General features: G+C 59.7%; 20 protein-coding genes. 5 read left to right on the top strand and 15 right to left on the bottom strand.

Annotated features, from left to right (window positions below; translation table 11 throughout):
- The 3 genes from ABIT76_09240 to ABIT76_09250 form a co-directional block, all read right to left on the bottom strand.
- Positions 1 to 550: amino acid permease (locus ABIT76_09240; protein MEO7933328.1), on the bottom strand; the 550-nt coding region annotated here is incomplete at its 3' end.
- Positions 551 to 611: 61 nt separating this feature from the next.
- A complete protein-coding gene (locus tag ABIT76_09245) occupies positions 612 to 1,157 on the bottom strand; it encodes a YceI family protein (GenBank protein ID MEO7933329.1) in 546 nt (181 codons plus the stop codon).
- A gap of 52 nt (positions 1,158 to 1,209) precedes the next feature.
- Positions 1,210 to 3,330: a sodium-translocating pyrophosphatase gene (locus ABIT76_09250; protein MEO7933330.1), complete on the bottom strand. Its 2,121-nt coding sequence runs from the start codon at positions 3,328 to 3,330 to the stop codon at positions 1,210 to 1,212.
- Positions 3,331 to 3,565: 235 nt separating this feature from the next.
- Between ABIT76_09250 and ABIT76_09255 the strand changes: the two genes are divergently transcribed.
- On the top strand, positions 3,566 to 4,291 hold the full coding sequence (locus ABIT76_09255; GenBank protein MEO7933331.1) for a segregation/condensation protein A: 726 nt from the start codon (positions 3,566 to 3,568) through the stop codon (positions 4,289 to 4,291).
- Here ABIT76_09255 and ABIT76_09260 read toward each other — a convergent pair.
- From ABIT76_09260 to ABIT76_09270, 3 genes are read right to left on the bottom strand one after another with little or no spacing between them, the layout of a single operon-like run.
- Positions 4,288 to 4,896, bottom strand: a complete 609-nt coding sequence (locus tag ABIT76_09260; protein MEO7933332.1) for an HAD family phosphatase — start codon at positions 4,894 to 4,896, stop codon at positions 4,288 to 4,290. The genes ABIT76_09255 and ABIT76_09260 overlap by 4 nt on opposite strands.
- Positions 4,897 to 4,938: 42 nt before the next feature.
- Entirely contained in the window at positions 4,939 to 5,541 is a 603-nt protein-coding gene (locus ABIT76_09265) for an NUDIX hydrolase (protein ID MEO7933333.1), read from the bottom strand.
- A gap of 42 nt (positions 5,542 to 5,583) precedes the next feature.
- Complete coding sequence (locus ABIT76_09270) at positions 5,584 to 7,749, bottom strand: ATP-binding protein (GenBank protein MEO7933334.1); 2,166 nt, start codon at positions 7,747 to 7,749, stop codon at positions 5,584 to 5,586.
- Positions 7,750 to 7,844: 95 nt separating this feature from the next.
- On the opposite strand from ABIT76_09270, the gene ABIT76_09275 reads away from it, so the two are divergent.
- Positions 7,845 to 8,774 (top strand): FAD-dependent oxidoreductase, encoded by a 930-nt coding sequence (locus tag ABIT76_09275; GenBank protein MEO7933335.1) that lies wholly within the window; start codon positions 7,845 to 7,847, stop codon positions 8,772 to 8,774.
- On the opposite strand, the gene ABIT76_09280 is transcribed toward ABIT76_09275, so the two are convergent.
- The 9 genes from ABIT76_09280 to ABIT76_09320 form a co-directional block, all read right to left on the bottom strand.
- Positions 8,771 to 9,220, bottom strand: coding sequence for a PTS sugar transporter subunit IIA (locus tag ABIT76_09280; protein ID MEO7933336.1), 450 nt, complete (start codon positions 9,218 to 9,220; stop codon positions 8,771 to 8,773). The two genes, ABIT76_09275 and ABIT76_09280, sit on opposite strands and share 4 nt — an antisense overlap.
- Before the next feature lie 6 nt (positions 9,221 to 9,226).
- A complete protein-coding gene (locus tag ABIT76_09285) occupies positions 9,227 to 10,096 on the bottom strand; it encodes an NAD(+)/NADH kinase (GenBank protein MEO7933337.1) in 870 nt (289 codons plus the stop codon).
- On the bottom strand, positions 10,081 to 10,818 hold the full coding sequence (locus tag ABIT76_09290) for a TlyA family RNA methyltransferase (GenBank protein MEO7933338.1): 738 nt from the start codon (positions 10,816 to 10,818) through the stop codon (positions 10,081 to 10,083). Before ABIT76_09290 ends, ABIT76_09285 begins: the two co-directional genes overlap by 16 nt.
- Before the next feature lie 54 nt (positions 10,819 to 10,872).
- Positions 10,873 to 11,334, bottom strand: a complete 462-nt coding sequence (locus ABIT76_09295; GenBank protein ID MEO7933339.1) for a hypothetical protein — start codon at positions 11,332 to 11,334, stop codon at positions 10,873 to 10,875.
- Positions 11,335 to 11,530: 196 nt separating this feature from the next.
- On the bottom strand, positions 11,531 to 12,028 hold the full coding sequence (locus ABIT76_09300; protein ID MEO7933340.1) for a hypothetical protein: 498 nt from the start codon (positions 12,026 to 12,028) through the stop codon (positions 11,531 to 11,533).
- Positions 12,015 to 12,665 carry a sigma-70 family RNA polymerase sigma factor gene (locus tag ABIT76_09305; protein ID MEO7933341.1) on the bottom strand — a complete coding sequence of 217 codons (651 nt, stop codon included), beginning with the start codon at positions 12,663 to 12,665 and terminating at the stop codon, positions 12,015 to 12,017. Before ABIT76_09305 ends, ABIT76_09300 begins: the two co-directional genes overlap by 14 nt.
- A gap of 49 nt (positions 12,666 to 12,714) precedes the next feature.
- Positions 12,715 to 13,377: a hypothetical protein gene (locus tag ABIT76_09310; protein ID MEO7933342.1), complete on the bottom strand. Its 663-nt coding sequence runs from the start codon at positions 13,375 to 13,377 to the stop codon at positions 12,715 to 12,717.
- Positions 13,378 to 13,431: 54 nt separating this feature from the next.
- Complete coding sequence (gene rlmN / locus ABIT76_09315) at positions 13,432 to 14,505, bottom strand: 23S rRNA (adenine(2503)-C(2))-methyltransferase RlmN (GenBank protein MEO7933343.1); 1,074 nt, start codon at positions 14,503 to 14,505, stop codon at positions 13,432 to 13,434.
- 103 nt (positions 14,506 to 14,608) lie between these two features.
- The gene (locus ABIT76_09320) at positions 14,609 to 15,076 is read right to left on the bottom strand and encodes an RNA-binding protein (GenBank protein MEO7933344.1); all 468 of its coding nucleotides are present in this window, start codon (positions 15,074 to 15,076) and stop codon (positions 14,609 to 14,611) included.
- Between the two features lie 256 nt (positions 15,077 to 15,332).
- Between ABIT76_09320 and rpmB the strand changes: the two genes are divergently transcribed.
- From rpmB to ABIT76_09335, 3 genes are all read left to right on the top strand, one after another.
- The gene (gene rpmB / locus ABIT76_09325; protein MEO7933345.1) at positions 15,333 to 15,596 is read left to right on the top strand and encodes a 50S ribosomal protein L28; all 264 of its coding nucleotides are present in this window, start codon (positions 15,333 to 15,335) and stop codon (positions 15,594 to 15,596) included.
- 85 nt (positions 15,597 to 15,681) lie between these two features.
- Positions 15,682 to 16,635, top strand: coding sequence for a GTP-binding protein (locus ABIT76_09330; GenBank protein MEO7933346.1), 954 nt, complete (start codon positions 15,682 to 15,684; stop codon positions 16,633 to 16,635).
- Between the two features lie 44 nt (positions 16,636 to 16,679).
- Positions 16,680 to 17,660: a hypothetical protein gene (locus ABIT76_09335; GenBank protein MEO7933347.1), complete on the top strand. Its 981-nt coding sequence runs from the start codon at positions 16,680 to 16,682 to the stop codon at positions 17,658 to 17,660.
- Position 17,661 lies beyond the last annotated feature (1 nt).

Raw genomic sequence — 17,661 nt, forward strand, 5'->3', positions numbered from 1 at the left:
TCAGCGTGTCGATGTCGAGCACGAGCACCAGGCCGATGATCACGAGCAGCAGTTGGGTCATGAAGTCGACCACCGCGAGCGCGATGTTCAGCCCGGCCGACTCCTTCACGCCTCGGACGTTGATCGCGGCGAGGATCGCGATGATCGCGGCACCCGCGATGATGTCGCCGGGAGCCGAGCGCAGCGGCTCCCAGAACAGCCCGCCGATGTAGTGCGGCACGAAGAACGCCGAGATGGCGACCGTGATGACGTAGTTGAGCATCTGGCCCCACGCGGCGAAGAAGGACCAGAACTCGTTGAACGCGTGGCGGGCGAACGACGACGATCCGCCGGCCTCGGGGTACATCGTCGTGGCCTCGGCGTAGGTCGCCGCCGTCCAGAAGAAGATGACCCCGGTGATGATGAAGACGATCGGGGTGAGCCCGAGCGCGAGCGCCGCGACGAGCCCGAGCGCGTAGTAGATCGATGAGCCGACGTTCCCGTAGGCCGTCGCGACCAGCGCGTTGACCCCCAGGACACGCTGCAGGCCCTGGAGCCGGCGTTGCGCCATAACCGCGGCGGGAGTCTACGCCGAGGTCGGTGTCGGGCTGGTCAGGACCGTGCGGGCGCCGTCAGGCCTCGAGCGCGAACTCGAGCGTGGCCTCGATCGTCACTTCGTTGGACAGCGTCAGGCCGCCGTCCGGCAGCTGCTCCTGCCAGTCCAGGCCGAAGTCGCGGCGGTCGAGCGTGACCGCCAGCTCGATCGTGACCTGCTCGTTGCCGGTCAGCAGATGCGAGCCGGGGACGCCGAGCCGGCCGGTCGCCTCTGCCGGCTGTACGTGCCCGTGGAGCGTGAGCTCGCCCGACACGGTGATGTCGCGCGAGCCGTCCGCGCCGCGCACCTCGCTGCCCACGAAGAGCACATCGGGGTACGTGGCCGCGTCGAGGAACTCCGCCGACAGCATCCGCTCGCGGATCTCAGGCTGGTTGAGGTCAAGGCTGTCGAGCGGCACGGAGATCTCGAGCGTCCCGGCGCCGACGTCGAGCGAGCCGTCGATCTCACGAAAGCCCGCGCGGTAGTCGCGTATGCCCAGATGGCGCACGCTGAACGTGACCGACGAGAAGCCACCGTCGACGTGCCATACACCGGAGCCCAGCTGTTCCTCGAGGAAGCTCATTCACCGAACCTAGACCAGGCCGTCACAAGACGGCTGAGCGAGGCCTCAGGCGTTATGCAACCAACGGGATGATGAGAATTGCCACGATGTTGGCGACCTTGATCATGGGATTGATCGCCGGGCCGGCGGTGTCCTTGTAAGGATCGCCCACGGTATCGCCGGTGACGCTGGCCTTGTGCGCCTCGCTGTGCTTGCCGCCGTGATGGCCTTCCTCGATGTATTTCTTGGCGTTGTCCCAGGCGCCGCCGCTGGAGGTCATGGAAATTCCGAGGAAAAGTCCGGTGACGATGCTGCCGACGAGGACGCCGCCGAGAATGGTCGGGCCGCCGTTGTGAATCATGGCCACGAGGATCACGACGAGGATCGGAAGCAGCGCGGGGACGATCATTTCCTTGAGCGCGGCCTTCGTGACGATATCAACGCAAGTCCCGTAGTCGGGGATGTCCTGACCTGTGAGGATGCCGGGCTTGGCTTTAATCTGGCGGCGAACTTCAGAGACCACGGCTCCGGCGGCGCGACCGACGGCGCTCATGCTAAATGCGGCGAAAAGATACGGCAGCAAGCCACCGATGAAGAGGCCGATGATAACTTTCGGGTCTTTTAGAGAGAACGCGAGAGCGGTGTCGAGCGCAGTTCCAGTGATATGGCGGACGGTTTCGAGGTGGTGTTTCAGGTCCACGTAATAGCTGCCGAAAAGAACGACCGCTGCCAGACCGGCGCTGGCGATGGCGTAGCCTTTGGTGACGGCCTTCATGGTGTTGCCGACGGCGTCGAGTTCATCGGTGACAACTCGCACAGAGGCGGGCATTTCGCTCATTGTGGCGACCCCGCCTGCGTTGTCCGTGATCGGCCCAAACGCGTCGAGTGAGATAATAATGCCAGCCATCGAGAGCATCGACATGACGGCGATGGCGATTCCGTAAAGTCCGCCGCAGGAATAGCTGAGCCAGATGGAAGTGCAAATCGCGAGCACAGGCAGCGCCGTGGCGTGCTGGCCCATGGCGAGACCTTCAATGATGTTCGTGGCGTGGCCCGTTTCCGAGGATTTGGCGATTTTCCGGACCGGGCTGTATTCGGTCGAGGTGTAGTAATTAGTGATCGCGACCGCGACGACGGTCATGGCGAGGCCGACGAGCGAGGCGAGATAAAGCTGGTTTGCGGAATAAAAAATCTGACCGCCGCCGAGGATGTCGTTGACGGTGAGGCCGTTGCGGAAGAGCGCGTGGGTTGTCGGATAAAACGCAGCCGCGCAGAGGACGCCGCTGAAGGCCACGCCGCCCATGAGGGCGCCGGCAGGTTTGAGCGAGGTCTTGTTCACGAAAAGAATCCCGAGAATCGAGGCGACGATCGCGATGCCGCCGAGCAGGAACGGGAACGCGACGGCTTCCACGCTTCCGGTGCCAGCCGAGGTGAGCGAGCCGACCAGAATCGCGCCGATCAGGCTCACCGCATATGTCTCAAATACGTCCGCCGCCATGCCTGCGCAATCACCGACGTTGTCGCCGACGTTGTCCGCGATGGTCGCCGGATTGCGAGGATCGTCTTCATCCAGATTCTGCTCGACCTTGCCTACGAGATCCGCGCCGACATCGGCAGCCTTCGTATAAATGCCGCCGCCGAGACGTGCGAAAACAGAAATCAACGACGCGCCCAAAGCCACGCCGACGAGGCTGGAAACGGCTTGTTCCGGGTGCCAGGCGTGCATCACCATCCAAAAACCGCCGACCGATAGCAATGCAAGTCCGACCACGAGCAGTCCGGTGACCGCGCCGCCGTTAAAGGCCACGCGCAGGGCGTTTTTCGAGCCGATCGTCGCCGCCTGCGCGGTGCGGACGTTGGAAATAACGGCGACTCGCATTCCGATGAAACCCGCCACCAGCGAGCAGCCCGCTCCGAGGATGAAACCGACAGCGGTGGGCAGGTCTTTCTTATAGGCGACGAGCAAAACGATGAGCACCGCGATGACCAGAATGGACCGCACCTGGCGTCCCAGATACGCCTTGGCTCCCTCTTCGATGGCTCCGGCGATCTGCCGCATCCGCTCGTTGCCAGGAGAGGCCCGAATAATGGTTTTGATTAAAAACAAAGCCACGAGCAGGCCAAAAATCGAACAAAGAATGGCAAACCAAACACTGACGCCAGCTAGAGAGACTGCAATTATGGGGGAAAACATAGATGAAATTTGGAGTGAGGAGGACGCACAGGTTATTCAACCTGACTCATCTGGCAACGGAAAAGACAATCGCTCCCATCCCGTCTCGAATCGGGTTACACCCCGGCCTGAAGCCCGGCGCATTCCCATCGTTCCGCGTTATCACCCAAAGCCACGGCGGTAAATCCACTCCATCTCCGCAGCATTCGGAGATAGACGCTCCAGTGGCGGTCTCTATACTGCCCATTTTTGAAGCATGGAGACGGATTACAAAGTTAAGCTCGAAGTATTTGAAGGTCCGCTCGACCTCCTGCTTTACCTCGTGAAACAGGATGAGATCGATATTTACGAGATCTCCATCGAGCGGATCACGAAGCAATATCTGACCTATCTCGACGCCTTCAAAATGCTCGATCTCGACGTGGCCGGGGAATTTCTCGTGATGGCGGCGAACCTGATTTACCTGAAAAGCCGCAGTCTCCTACCGGTCGCCGTGCAGCCGCCGGAGGACGATGCCGACGAGGAGGACCCGCGCTGGGATCTCATCCGCCAGCTCATCGAATACAAGAAATTCAAGGACGCCGCGACGCATCTCCAGCAGCGCGAGTTGTATCAGGAAAACCTCATCGCCCGCAGCCCGGAGACGCCGGATTTTGAAAAAGAATCCCCGCTCCTGACCAGCGAAGTCGGGATTTTCGATCTCATCAACGCCTTCCAGAAAATCCTCAAGCGGCTCGATAAACAGGAAGACCTGCGGGAGATTTTCGAGGAAAATTTCAGCGTTTCCGACAAGATCGGCCACATCCAGCGTGTTCTTTCACGGGGGAGTTCCATTCGATTCACCGAGCTGTTTGCCAATGCGGCGTCGCGCACCGAGGTGGTCGTCACCTTCCTCGCGTTGCTGGAGTTGATCCGCATGAAACGCCTGCGCGTTGTCCAGATCGATCCCTTTTCCGAGATCGAGATCCACGGAATTTCCTAGACGACCGCCGCCGGGAGCAAGGTCGCAATCTCGGCGATGACCGTGGCGTGATCGCGCACATCGTAATGGAACCCGCGAAAGCCGACTTCGCGCGCCGATTTGATGTTGGAAAGCAGGTCGTCGATGAAGCCTGTGTGCTCCGGGACGACGTTGAAACGCTTCGCCGCAAGCTGGAAAATCTCCGGGTCGGGCTTGGCCATGCCGACCTCGTGCGAATACACGCCATCCTCAAAATAATGGAAGATCGGATACGTCTCCAAGACGTGGTCGAGGTGAATCGCGCTGGTGTTCGAGAGCAGATAGAGCGGGAGCTTGCCGTGGAGCGACTCAACAAAATCCACCATCGGCTGGTTGATGGTAAAAATGTCTTCCCAGATGTCTGAAAAATCCTTGGGCGTGCCCCGGAAGCGAAGAGTTTTCACCACGCCCGTTTCAAAGGCCTCGCGGCTGATCGCGCCGGTTTCGCAGAGGTTTTTCAGCCGTTCCACCTCGGCCATGGCGGCCACGTCAAAGCCGTCGCTGAGGCTGTCCAGCTTCTCGTAAGCGACACGAAAGTCGAATTCGAGCAGCACGTTTCCAATATCAAAAATCAGGGCTTGGAGCATTACCAGTGATCGTGTAACGAAAGACCTCGCGTCTGTCGAGAGTTAGATGAAACCCAATTCACGCAGGCGCGGTTCGGCCAGCAAAATCGCCAGCGCCGCCGGTGCCGTGCGAAATCCGCCCTGTCGCGCCAGCCGGACCGCCTCGGCGGCAGAGACGAGTTCGATTTCGATCTTCTCCATCGGCTCGGGCTCTTTTTTCTTCTCCAACCGAACGCCGCGAGCCAGAAAATAATGGCACTCTTCGTCGCCCAGCGAGGGATTGGTGAAGGCCGCTCCGAGGGGCTCTAGTGCGGTGAAGGTCCCGCCTATTTCCTCGCTCAGTTCCTTGGCCGCCACTTCCTCCAGACTCAGCTCCGGCACATCGCTCGTCTTGCCGGCAGGCACCTCCTGACAATGCGCATCCACCGGGTAGCGATACTGGCGAATGGTCACGATCTGTCCGTCGTCGGTTAACGGGACGATCATCACCGCTGTGCCTTGCTCGACGTAGGCAAAAGTCTGCGACTCCGCCCCCGGGACTTGCAATCGATCTTCCCGCAGACGCAAAACTTCGTTTGCAAAAGGATACCGCGATTCCACCAGTTTCCAGCCGAGCTGGAGGCCTTGCGGATGCTCGTTTTTGGAAATGTCGGACGCGTCATTCATCTGCCTGTGAATCGCATCTGACTCGCCCCGCGGCGGTCGGTTTTAATCCCGGTCGAGCTGAGCCCGCACCACCTGGGCGAGCGCGGCGGAAAGATAGGGCTTCGGCAGGAAATTCACGCCCTCCTCGACGGGTTCGTCGGCGTCGAGCGTTTCCTTGTTGAAACCGCTTGTGTAGATGATTTTCAAGCCCGGTTTCTCCTTGCGGAAATGACGTGCCAGATCGCTGCCGCCGATGCCGCTTGGCATGACGACGTCGGTCAAAAGCAGGTCGATCTCCCCCTCGACAGACTTCCATTTCTCCATCGCTTCCTCGCCCGACTCGGCGGTGATGATCTCGTAGCCGTAACTTTCCAGAACGTTGCTGGCGAGCGCGAGCAGCGCGGGCTCGTCCTCGACGATGAGAATCTTCTCCGGGCCACCGGAAACTTTCGCCGTTTCCACGGGAGTTTCAGTCGGTTCATCGAGCCATTCCTGAGGCGTCGCAGGCAGGAAAATCCGGAAGGTAGCCCCCTGTCTCGGCTGGCTGGAGACTTCGATCCAGCCCCGATGTTGTTTGACCGCGCCCTGGACTTCGGCCAGACCGAGGCCGCGTTCCTTGCCGCCGCCTTTCGTGGAAAAGAACGGCTCGAAAATGCGGTTCGCGATCTCGGGTTCGATCCCGGTTCCCGTATCGGCCACGCTCAGGCAGACGAATTTGCCTTTGCGTCCGCCCGGATGTGCCGACAGCGTCTTCTCGTCGATCTCCAGCAAACGAGTGGAAATGACGAGTTGCCCGCCGGTTGGCATGGCGTCGGAGGCGTTCGCGGCGAGATTGGTAATGATCGACTCGACCATCGCCGGGTCGATCTGCACCGGCGGCAAACCGGGCGCGTAAGTCGTCTGCAAAGTGACCGTGTTTCCGACGATTCCCTGGACGAGTTTGGTCTGACTCGTGAGCACTTCGTTGAGGTCGAGCGTCTTCGGCTGCATGACCTGCTTCCGCGAAAACGTGAGCAGGTTCTGGGTCAAATCGGCCGCGCGCTCGGTGGCGGTGACGATTCGTTGCAAGTGCTCAGTCTCCTCTTTTTTGCCCTGAACGCGCAATTCGAGGAGCCCGGTGTAGCCCATGATGATGTTGAGCAGATTGTTCAGATCGTGCGCGATGCCGCCCGCGAGTTGGCCGACGGATTCCATGCGCTGGGCCTGGCGGAGCTGGTTTTCGAGGGTCAGGCGCTGTGTGATTTCAGTCGCATAGCAATGGACGACCTGCGCCTCTTTTACCGGGAAGAACGACCAGGAAATGGTGCGGCCGCGCAGGTTGATCTCGTGCTGCAAGGTGGTCTGGCCGGAGGCAATGCAGTTCTTGATAATCTCCTGCATATCGAGCGGGAGAATGGCTAGATCGCCCTCGCTGCCGAGGGAGCGGGCCAGTTCGCGGGCGGCTTCGTTGAAATAAATCAGGTTCGCCGACGAGGTGAACGACATGATGGGAAACGGGCAAAACTTCGGCAGCGTGGTCAGCTTGCGATTCTCCGTTTCCAGCGCGCGCGCCTCCGAGACGTCCTGCACGATCAGCATCAGCCCGGTCTGACTTCCATCGCTCTCAAAGTCGGGAAAACTGCGCACTTCCACGAGACGTTTGCGTCCGCTGGTGGCCACGATTTCGGCGTCCGCAATGCGCGGGACCGGCTCGGTCGGGGTAAAAAATTCGAGTCGCAGTCGATTCAGCGAGTCGGGCGTGAAAAACGAGTGATAGGTGTAACCCGCGAGATCGTCCGGGCGATCCATTTCGAGCAGTCGGCACATTTCGTGGTTGATCGTCGTCGTGTAACCGCCGGGACCGAGTTTCCAGACGCCGACGGGGATTTCGGCGATGATTTGGTTGCGCTGCTGCGCTTCCACATCGGGATTCACCGCCTGAGAAAACGACGTCGGCTGGCCTGTGTCCACCACGATGCAAGTCGCAAAAAGCACGATCAGCAGCACGACGAGCAGCAGGCCGAAGAGAAAAATGTCGCCGTCCGCGCTGCCGAAAGAACCTTTCAACAGCCAGCCGATGAACGCGCTCAGAATGCCGACGGCCAGGCAGCCGATGACAATGGGAATTTTTCTACCGCCGCGCAGTTTGCTCGTTCCAAAAAGCGGGAAGGCGAGTCCGAGAAACAGGCAAAAGCTGGCAAATGCCGGGAAAAGGTAGGGAAAAGAGGTCGGAGCCGCCAGAAGCCACATGCGTTTTGGTGTTTGGGAAAGCTGTTTATGGGCAAGAACCAGCGGCAGGTCAAATTTGTTTTCTCTGCGGGAAGTTTCCGACTCAAAATGTGCCGATGAAAAAAGTGGCAATCATCGGTGCCGGGCTCGCCGGCTTGAGCGCGGCGCAGCGGCTGCAAGCGAGCGGCTGCGAGGTGGTCGTGCTGGAGAAATCGCGCAGCCTCGGAGGACGCTGCGCCTCGCGTCTCTGGGAGGGAAATGTGGTCGATCACGGCGCGCAATATTTTACCATGCGAGTTCCATCGTTCTCAGAGGAAATGCATCGGCTCTGCGGCGACTCCATTCAAAGAATCGAAGCCCCGATAACGCTGGAACTCGGCTCCGTTTTGCCGGAACGCAGCCCGCGCTATTATCATGTGAAGGGGAATAATCACCTCGGACGCGCCCTCGGCGAGGGGCTCACCATTCGCAAGGAAACGACCGTCGAAGTCCTCGAAGCGGCGGGTGGAAAATGGCTCGTCGCCGGGGACGTTTACGATGCCGTGCTCGTCACCGCCCCGTGGCCGCAAGCGGCAAAATTACTCGGGACTTCCATTCCAATGGACACGTTTGCCCCGTGCCTAACCGCCCTTTTTTCCTACGCCATGCCGTGGACGGGCCGAAGCCCGGAAATCTACGCGCACTCGTGGGCGGGCGACGACCTCGCCTGGTCCGCCTGCGAAAACCACAAGTCGGGTCGCATTCAACCGGGGCAGGTCGTCTTCGTCGCTCAGGCGGGGCGCAGTTTCAGTGAAATCTGGCTGGAGGCCGATCCCGCCGAATGGGCCGCGACTCTGCGCAATGCCTTGGAACTCCGCTGGGGCCTCGATCCGGCGGCGTTTTCGGGGCAATTCACTCATCGCTGGCGATATGCGCGCTCCCTCGGGAAAATCGCCCAACCCGACTTGCCGCGTGGACTTTACGTGAGTGGCGACGCGTTTTCCGACTCAAGGGTGGAATCCGCCTGGCTGGCCGGAGCCAAGGTCGCTGATCGGATGCTCGCCTAACGGGAGCGTTCGCAAAGCCAGTCGAGGAGTTCGCCGGAGGTAGTAAATTCCCCCAGCTTGGCGCTCGATTTCTCATCGCGGAAGACCCTGGCAAGGGCGCCGACCAGCCGCAGATAATCTGCCGCCATCGAGGCGGGCACAGCCACGGCGATGATGTAGCGGACCTCGTTGCCCTGCACCTCCACCGGCGTGCGCAGACGGACAAAGGACATCTGGAGCTGGCTCACGAAATTGCCCCGCCCATGCGGCAGCATCAATCCCCCACCCACGCTGGTGCCGTTCTTTTTTTCGCGTTCCTCGACCGCCTCCGCAAAGGCCGTCCAGTCGAGCATCTGCGGGTCGTTCTTCAGCAACCCGACCGCTTTTTCCACCGCAGCGGCGGCGTCGGTCGCGTCCACATCGAGCGCGATATTCCGGGTGGTGAGAGCCTCTTCCAGGGTGATCATATTAATTTATACGTTGCTGCCGCTCCACTTCAGCTTCTGCCGCAGCACTTCGGAAAATGGCAGCTCGGGCAGCATGACCAGCGGGAGCGTGGCCACGGATTTGGTGATCGAGAGGCAGTCGCCCACCTCGACCGTAAACGCCTCATCGCCATCTACGCTCAGGCTTAGCCCCAAGTCGGGTTGCGTGGGTCTCACGGTGATCTGGCTGCGATTGGACACGACCACGGAGCGATTCGTGAGGACGTGCGGTGAAATGGGCGTGATCACAAACACGTCGCTCTGCGGCATGATGATCGGCCCGCCGGCGGCCAGCGAATAGGCGGTGGAGCCTGTGGGCGTGGCGACGATAAGGCCGTCGGCGTTATATTCGGTGAGGACTTCGGCGTCGATGGTCACGGAGACTTTCACCAGCTTGGACGAGACACCGCGACTGACGACGACATCGTTGAGGGCACGTTTGCAGAGGACTTCGACTCCGTTGCGCTCAACCGCCACGGCCAGCAAGGACCGGGGACTGATGACATACGTTTCCTCGACGAGGCTCTGGATGGCCCGGTCGTAGCCGCCCGCGCTCACGCAAGTGAGGAAACCGAGCGAGCCGAAATTGATCCCGAGCAGTGGCTTGAGGGTCGCCCCCATCGTCTTGCGCAGCGCCCGCAGAATGCTCCCGTCGCCGCCCAGCACCATGAAGATCTCGCTGCGTTCCATCAGCTCGGGGATATCCAAGCCGTCGTGCTGGTCGAGCAGGGCCGCAGTGTCTTTCTCCAGCAAATAGGGTAGCTTGTGCCGGGCAAACTCCGCCAGCACCGCCTCGACGAGCTGGCGCGCGCCGGGTTTCCCCACGTAAGCGGTCAGTCCAATCAGAGGGCAAGCCATGCGAGAAACTCCTGGTTGCCTGTCATGCCGGTGATCGGCGACGGGATGACGCCCCGCCATTGCAGCCGTCCGGCGCTCTCGACGAAGGTCTTGATGCGACTCACGGCCCGCTCGTGCAGCCGCGCATCGCGGACCACGCCGCCCGCGCCAATGTCATTCTTCTGCAACTCGAATTGCGGTTTGATGAGGGCGACGACCATGCCCGCAGGAGACAGCAAGTCCACGACGGCAGGCAAGATCAAAGTCAGCGAGATAAACGACACGTCGATGACGGCGAGCTGCATCTTCTCGGGGAAATCGGTCACCTCGGCCCGGCGCGCATTGTATTTCTCGTGGACGACGACACGCGGATCGGAGCGGATTTTCCAGTCGAGCTGGTCGTGACCCGAGTCGACGGCGTAGACCTTCGAGGCACCGCGCTGGAGCAGGCAATCGGTGAATCCGCCGGTGGACGCCCCCACATCGATGCAGACCCAGCCCGCCGGATTGATTTTAAAATGATCGAGCGCGCCCTCGAGTTTGAGTCCGCCGCGACCGACATATTTCTCGGCGGCCTGGACCTGGAGCGGACTGTCGCAGGCGATTTGCTCGCCGGGCTTGGAGAAAACGCGATCCCCGCTTCGCACCGCGCCCGCCATGATGGCCCGCTGGGCTTTTTCCCGCGAGGGGAAGAGCGCCCGCTCGACGAGGAGGAGGTCGAGCCGTTGCTTGGGGATTTTCATGCGGGCGCCAGTCTGACTAACCCCGCCAAAAGGGAAAACCAAATTCTCGGAGGGTCAATCGTCGTCGCGGACCATGATGACGATGATCAACTGGCCGTTTCCATAGAGCGGGCCGCGAATGAAGAGCGGGCTGCGCGGGCCGAGTTTGGCGACGGTCTGGACGAGTTCTTTTTTACCCTGATACAACTGCAACTCTACCCGGAAGTTGGAGTCGCTGGTGGGCTGGACGACGGAGCGGACGGAGAAGGTTTTCCCGGGAATGAGCCATTGCTCGGTGTCGTCGGAGATTTCGTGGGAGCTTTTCCCGAGAATCTCAAAGGAGTCGTAGCCGAAGACGTCGCCGAGGCGTTTCTGGTAGGGCACGAGGGCTTTCGGGAGGTCTTGAGGAGCGGTGCCGTTGCGTCCGAGGAGAACCGCGCCCCAGAGACGGAAGTCTCTGGCCTGGACCAGCGGACTGAGGAGCAGGAGGGCGAATAGGATGCAACTCCAATGGGACAGCCCGAATGGGGAGCGCACGCGTCTCGCCGGCAAGCCGACTGAGGGAAAAATGTCCGAGCTGGAGCTTGCCGTAGATCGAGCACCGGCAAGAAGGCCACGGCCACCGGGCGGGACGCCCGCTGGATGCACGCGAGACGCGTGCGCTCCCGGAGAATCGTCCTTGGGCGAGATGTTCGCCGTTGGGGACGTTTGCGAGTTGTCGTCAAATGGGATGTTACTGCGCATTTTCGGGGACGTAGTCGAGGCCGTCGAGCCAGACGACGGTCATGTCATCGGGTTGGGCGGCGTCGGTTTGGAAGGCGGTGGCGGAGATGTTCGGGTCGGCGCTGCGGGCGCTGATGACTTGTGCGATGTAGGCCGACTGACTGTGCGTTTCCGATTTCTTCGGGATGATGGCGACGAAGAGGACGAGTGCCGTGGCCAAGGACAGCCCGCCGAACCACGCGAGCCGGGGGAAGCTCCAGCCAGGACGGGCGGCGGGCTTTTTGTCGGCGGCCTTGAGTTTTTCCATGAGGCTGTGATTGAAGAAATCCGGGCTCTCCAAAGCGGGCGTGGGCAGGTGAACGCGGAAGAAGGTCTGAAAGAGTGCGGTGTCTTTCTTGGCGTCGAGGGTTTCGCCATGTTCGGCGAGTTCGCGCTCGAAGGCGGTCAGGTCATCGCCGGTGAGGCCATCATCGAGCCAGGCGGTGTAGCGTTCTTCAAAAGTTTTCATAGAGGTCCTTCAGTTGGCTCTGCATCTTTTTGCGGGCGTAAAAGAGGCGCGACATGACGGTGCCGATCTCGCAGCCGACGGCTTCGGCGATCTCGTGGTATTGCAGGCCCTCGATTTCTTTCATGACGAGGACGGCGCGGTGTTCGGCGGAAAGTTTCTCCATGGCCTGCTGGATGCGGACTCCGATTTCTTTCTGGCGGATGTTCTCATCGGGCGACGAGGTGCCGCCGGGAACGGTGCGGGCGCGAACGTCGATGCCCTGGAGTCCGGCCAGCGAGTCGTCGAACTCCGTCTCGACGCGGCCCTGTTTCTTGCGAATGGAGTCGATGGTGACGTTGCTAACGATCCGGTAAATCCAGGTGTAAAATGAGGAGTCGCCCCGGAAGCGATGGATGGATTTCCAGGCGCGCAGGAATGCATCCTGGGCGAGATCCCAGGCGTCTTGTTCGTTGCGGGTCATGTGGTAGGCCATGGCGTAAATGCGTTGTCGGTAGCGGGTGACGAGCTCGTTAAACGCAGATTGATCCCCGGCTTGGGAACGGCGCACCAGCTCGGGGTCATTGTTCGCCTCACTGGCGGCTGCGTCGGCTGAACCAGTCAACTCCGGTTTCGACGGGGCGGGTTCCGGTTTATTCACAGTGCGGGGAGAGAAAAAGAAAAAAGGAAGCGAAATGGGGCAGCGTGCCTCATGCCTCGTAGCGACGACGCCATTCGCGACGGATTTCGCCCATCTTGGAAATGATTCCGTCGCGCACCTGGAAGACGCGCTGGGCGAGAATCTGGCCGCGATGATCGTCGATCAGGGCGTGCTTTTGCAACTCCAGCAGCGCGTCGAGTGAGATCGTAATGGCGCGGAGGGCGCGCTTCAGGTAGGCGAGAGTCATGCCGATCTCGTCGAGGTCGTCGTCGTTCAGCGCGGCGGCGAGCTTGGCGCTGCCGATGGCGGAATGCGTGGCCATCTTGATGGCAACGGGGTGGTTTTGCAGCGCGGGGTTTTCGTCGAGCGCGATGCCAAGTTCGCCGCTCAGCTCGACGCAGGAGCGGTAAAGAGGGTCGCTCTCGAAGTTGCTGAAAGCCTCGGCATCGTTCTCAGACTCGGCTTCCTCTTCGCCGATGGTTTCCGCATCGAGAAAGAGTTCTGCCTCCTCGGTCCAGTCCTTGCCGTCCTCGTCCGTGAGATGGGTCCAGCCCATTTCCTTGGCGATGATCTGGTCGCGATTCGGGTCGTCGAGATACTTCTCGAGCAACTCCATGTAATGCTCGGTCTTGCGATCCTGATCCTGCATGAATCGCTCCCAATCATATTCATCCCAGATCTTTTCGGGGTCGTTGGGCTCGTCTGCGGGCATGGGAAAGTCTTATTTCAGATGGAGCGAAATGGCAAGATGACACTCCAACTCGGCTCAGGCCGGTTGCAAATCGCGTTCGTGCCGAAGTCGGAGTTGCCCGCAGGCGGCGTCGATGTCGTGCCCCTTTTCGCGTCGGATGGTGGCCTGGATTTTCCGAGCCTTCAGGATGTCGAGGAAAACGTCTTGCCGCTGCTCCGATGGGCGCACCCAAGGGAGGCCTTCGACGGTGTTATAGGGGATGAGATTCACCTTGGCGCTGAGACGTTTGGCGTGCTCGGCCAGGGCGTGCGCCTGGGCGTGGGTGTCGTTCAGCCGATCAATCAGGATGTATTCGAAGGTGATGAATTGTTTCTTTCTCGACTGCCAGTAGGCGCAGGCTTCGAGGAGTTCTTCGAGCGGGTATTTGCGGTTCACCGGCATAATCTGGGCGCGCACTTCGTCGGTCGCGCCGTGCAGGGAAATGGCGAGCCGGATTTGCAGCGGCAATTCGGCCAGAAGTCGAATCTGCGGGACGAGCCCACTCGTGGAAACGGTGATGTGCCGCGCGCCGAGTTCGATCCCCCAAGGGGCGTTGATGATTTCGAGGGCGCGAATGAGGTTGTCGAAGTTGGCGAGCGGTTCGCCCATGCCCATGAAGACAATGTTCTGAATGCGCTCCCCGCAGAGTTTCTCGGCTTGCAGGATCTGGTCCACGATCTCACTGGCATCCAAATGGCGGGTCCAGCCGTCGAGGCCGCTGGCGCAAAATTTGCAGCCGTAAGCGCAGCCAACCTGGCTGGAAACACAGAGTGTGCGGCGCGAGGACGTTTCGCCAAACTCGGCAGGCGTCGCTGGAATGAGGACGGACTCGATGAAGCGGCCGTCGTGCAGCCGGTAGAGGATTTTTTGTGTCGTGTCGTGCGAGCCAGTCTTGCGGGCGATGGGCAGTGCATCGTAGCGGAAGCTGGCGGCGAGTCGTTCGCGGAGGTTCACGGAAAGATTCAGCATGTCCGAGATGCTGGGAACACGCTTCGTATAGACCCAATCAAGGATTTGTTTGGCGCGAAAGGATGGTTCGCCGACGGAGGCCAGCCATTCCTGGAGCGTGCCCAAGGTCTGGGCTTTGAGATGAGGCAAAAGGGCGTTCATACGAAAAAGAGCGGAGTTAGAGCGAAATGAATATTCCTCAAAAAGACAACAGGCGCACCGACTTTCGCCGATGCGCCTGTTGAAAAGTTATCCGTAGGTTGGATTAGCGACGATCACGTCCGCCACCACCACCGCCGCTGCCGCCGCGATAGCCACCACCACCGCCACCGCCGCGGGATTCGTAGCCACCACCGCCGCCGCTGCCGCCGCTGCCGCCACGGTATCCACCGCCGCCGCCACTACCACCGCCGCTGCCGCCGCGGAATCCACCACCACCGCCGCCGCCGCCGAAGCTACGACCGCCGCCGCCAGCGCCGCCTTCAGTGCGGGGACGAGCTTCGTTTACGGTGAGGGCGCGTCCGTCGAGGGAGTAGCCGTTAAATTTTTCAGTTGCCGCTTCGGCTTCTGCGTCGGTTTCCATCGTGACGAAGGCAAAACCGCGGGATTTACCCGTGAACTTGTCCTGCATGAGGATGGCTTCCTTGACGTTGCCGGCTCCGGCAAACAGATCTTGCAGATCGACTTCGGTGGTATTGAAGGAAAGATTTCCTACAAAGAGTTTAGTACCCATATTCTTAATTTCTATTTACATGCAAACGCTCTGCTTCTTTCGTTCCCGACTATCGGGTTTCAAACCGTTCCTGGCTGAACCAGCGGACGTATTTACCAACTGCACTATCGCTTGACTGAACTCATCTATTCGTTCACCGAACAGTTAATTCAAGCTCTTTTTCACATCCGCCGCTTTTTGTTTGGAAAAACGACTTGACCATACCCGCGACCTACCCGATTAATCCTGCCCTTTCAAATCTTACCCACACGACTTTATGCCTAGAACTTGCAGCATCACAGGAGCCACCAGCGCACGCGGAAGCATCATTCACCGTCGCGGTATGGCCAAGAAAAAAGGCGGCGTCGGTCGTCACGTTACTAAAAACGTCGCCCGCACCTTTTACCCCAATCTTCAAAACAAGCGCGTCTGGGTTCCCGAGCTGAATAAATTCGTGCCTGTCCGCGTTTCGGCTCGTGGCTTGAAGACCATCACCAAGAACGGCGCCTTTGCCACTTTGAAAAAAGCCGGCCTGATTTAACTCCGCCTCGATTCCATTTTCTGGCGGCAACAGCGTGTAAGCGCAGTTGCCGCCTTTTTCTTTTCATTTAACTTCCATCCCACTCATGTCCGAAAAAATCATCCCTGTCACCATTCTCACCGGCTTCCTCGGCGCAGGCAAAACCACCCTGCTCAACTACATTCTGAAGGGCCAGAACGACTACAAATTTGCCATCATCGTCAACGAGATCGGCAAGATCGGCATCGATGGTCAGCTCGTGGAAAACCAAAAAGACGAGCTCCTCGAAATGAGCAACGGCTGCGTCTGCTGCACCGTCCGCAAAGACCTCGTTAAAGGCATCCAGAAGCTCCTCAAAAAAGGCGGGTTCGATTACATTCTCATCGAGACGACCGGCATCGCGGACCCGGGTCCGGTCGCGCAAACATTCACGAACATCCCCGCGTTGCAAAAATTTGTCCGCCTCGACTCGATCATCACCGTTGTGGACGCCGAGCAGATTTTCACTCAGATGAAAAACGAGGCCACGGCCCGCGAGCAAATCATCATGGCGGATTATCTTCTCCTCAACAAAGTCGATCTCGTCGATGAAGCCCAACTCGCCAAGGTTGAGGCCGAGTTTACCAAGCTCAATCCCGAGGCGCGCATCTTCCGCACCGACCATTCGCAGGTGAATCTCAAGGAACTCCTCGACATGCACGTCTTCGATCTCGACCAAAAACTGGCGATCGATCCGAAGTTTCAGGACGAACTTGAGACGCGCCACCATCACGACATCCATTCGCATTCGTTCGCCTTCGACCAGCCCTTCAACGTCGATCGGCTCCAGCAATGGATCGAAGACCTCTCCAAAACCGAGAAAGTTTATCGCTCCAAAGGCTTCCTCAGCCTCGCCGGGCATCCGAGGCGCGCTATTTTTCACGGGGTGAACAACCGCTTCAGCATCTTCTGGGACCGCCTCTGGGAAGCCAGCGAGAAACGCCAAAGCCAGCTCGTTTTCATCGGCCGTGATTTGGATGAAACTCGGATCAAAACCGGACTCGAAAAGTGCTTGGGATAAATTACGCGTTTCCTCTTGCGCCAGTGTGCGCCACAGTCCGTTTCATGAGATTTCTGAGTATTTTCTGCCTCCTCCTTCGGATTTGCAGCGCCCAAAGCTACGACTGGACCGGCGATGCTCTTCCCGGCGTTAAAATCAATACCGTTGCTTACAAGGGATGGATTCCAGCAAGCTCGGCGCCTCTCCACGGCACTTTGATTCTTATTCCGGGACGACACGGCGATGGTCGAGGGATGGCGACAGATCCCCGCTGGCAGGCTTTGGGAACGGCGACGGGTTTCGCCATTATTGGCTGCCAGTTTGCCAACGGCGAGCCGTTCCCCTACCAGAGCGATATCGGTGGAGAAGTCTCGCGCGCCATCAATATCGCCGTCCAACGCCTCGCCACCGACAGCCAGCATCCCGAGCTGGCGAATGGTCCCCTCGCCTTCTGGGGCACGTCGGCTGGGTCGAATGTTTCCGCGAATTATTGCGCCAAGTTTCCTGAGCGCGTGGCCGCTTTTGCGAGTTCCAAAGGCACTTTCGGCCCTGGTGGCAATCTTTCCGCTGCCACTCGCGAGATTCCGATGTTTTTCGCCTTGGGAGCCGGGGATAAATCGGAATGGACCACTCCCTCGCGTGCTAATATCGAAGCCGGCACCAAACTCCACGCTCCCTGGGCTCTCGCCTTTCACCAGAAGGAAGGGCATGAAGTCGGAAAAAGTCTGGACGTCGCCATTCCCTTTCTTCAAGCCGCCATCGAACAACGCCTGAATCCGCCCGCCGCAGCCTCTGTTTCTACCGCAGCCCAGCCTGTGTTTAAATCGCAACTCCCCAGTTTTTCCAAGCCAGCCGCAGCCCCTGCGTCAGCCACACAGAAGATCAAACTCTTCAAAATCAATCCACAAAACGGCTGGCTGGGCAACTTGGAGACGATGGATATTGCGCTCGCCAAAGATTTCAAGGGCAGCCGAGCCAGTGCTTTTTGGCTGCCAGATGAGGCCACCGCTCACGCCTGGCAGCAATATCTCCAGAGCGGCAAATAGT

The sequence above is a fragment of the Chthoniobacterales bacterium genome (genome assembly GCA_039930045.1).
In the GTDB taxonomy this organism is placed as follows: domain Bacteria; phylum Verrucomicrobiota; class Verrucomicrobiia; order Chthoniobacterales; family DASVRZ01; genus DASVRZ01.

Bases quoted from the DNA above. Each gene is read 5' to 3' on its own strand.
- ABIT76_09245 (MEO7933329.1), bottom strand. From the start codon at position 1,157: ATGAGCTTCCTCGAGGAACAGCTGGGCTCCGGTGTATGGCACGTCGAC.
- ABIT76_09250 (MEO7933330.1), bottom strand. From the start codon at position 3,330: ATGTTTTCCCCCATAATTGCAGTCTCTCTAGCTGGCGTCAGTGTTTGG.
- ABIT76_09255 (MEO7933331.1), top strand. From the start codon at position 3,566: ATGGAGACGGATTACAAAGTTAAGCTCGAAGTATTTGAAGGTCCGCTC.
- ABIT76_09260 (MEO7933332.1), bottom strand. From the start codon at position 4,896: ATGCTCCAAGCCCTGATTTTTGATATTGGAAACGTGCTGCTCGAATTC.
- ABIT76_09265 (MEO7933333.1), bottom strand. From the start codon at position 5,541: ATGAATGACGCGTCCGACATTTCCAAAAACGAGCATCCGCAAGGCCTC.
- ABIT76_09270 (MEO7933334.1), bottom strand. From the start codon at position 7,749: ATGTGGCTTCTGGCGGCTCCGACCTCTTTTCCCTACCTTTTCCCGGCA.
- ABIT76_09275 (MEO7933335.1), top strand. From the start codon at position 7,845: ATGAAAAAAGTGGCAATCATCGGTGCCGGGCTCGCCGGCTTGAGCGCG.
- ABIT76_09280 (MEO7933336.1), bottom strand. From the start codon at position 9,220: ATGATCACCCTGGAAGAGGCTCTCACCACCCGGAATATCGCGCTCGAT.
- ABIT76_09285 (MEO7933337.1), bottom strand. From the start codon at position 10,096: ATGGCTTGCCCTCTGATTGGACTGACCGCTTACGTGGGGAAACCCGGC.
- ABIT76_09290 (MEO7933338.1), bottom strand. From the start codon at position 10,818: ATGAAAATCCCCAAGCAACGGCTCGACCTCCTCCTCGTCGAGCGGGCG.
- ABIT76_09300 (MEO7933340.1), bottom strand. From the start codon at position 12,028: ATGAAAACTTTTGAAGAACGCTACACCGCCTGGCTCGATGATGGCCTC.
- ABIT76_09310 (MEO7933342.1), bottom strand. From the start codon at position 13,377: ATGCCCGCAGACGAGCCCAACGACCCCGAAAAGATCTGGGATGAATAT.
- rlmN (MEO7933343.1), bottom strand. From the start codon at position 14,505: ATGAACGCCCTTTTGCCTCATCTCAAAGCCCAGACCTTGGGCACGCTC.
- ABIT76_09320 (MEO7933344.1), bottom strand. From the start codon at position 15,076: ATGGGTACTAAACTCTTTGTAGGAAATCTTTCCTTCAATACCACCGAA.
- rpmB (MEO7933345.1), top strand. From the start codon at position 15,333: ATGCCTAGAACTTGCAGCATCACAGGAGCCACCAGCGCACGCGGAAGC.
- ABIT76_09330 (MEO7933346.1), top strand. From the start codon at position 15,682: ATGTCCGAAAAAATCATCCCTGTCACCATTCTCACCGGCTTCCTCGGC.
- ABIT76_09335 (MEO7933347.1), top strand. From the start codon at position 16,680: ATGAGATTTCTGAGTATTTTCTGCCTCCTCCTTCGGATTTGCAGCGCC.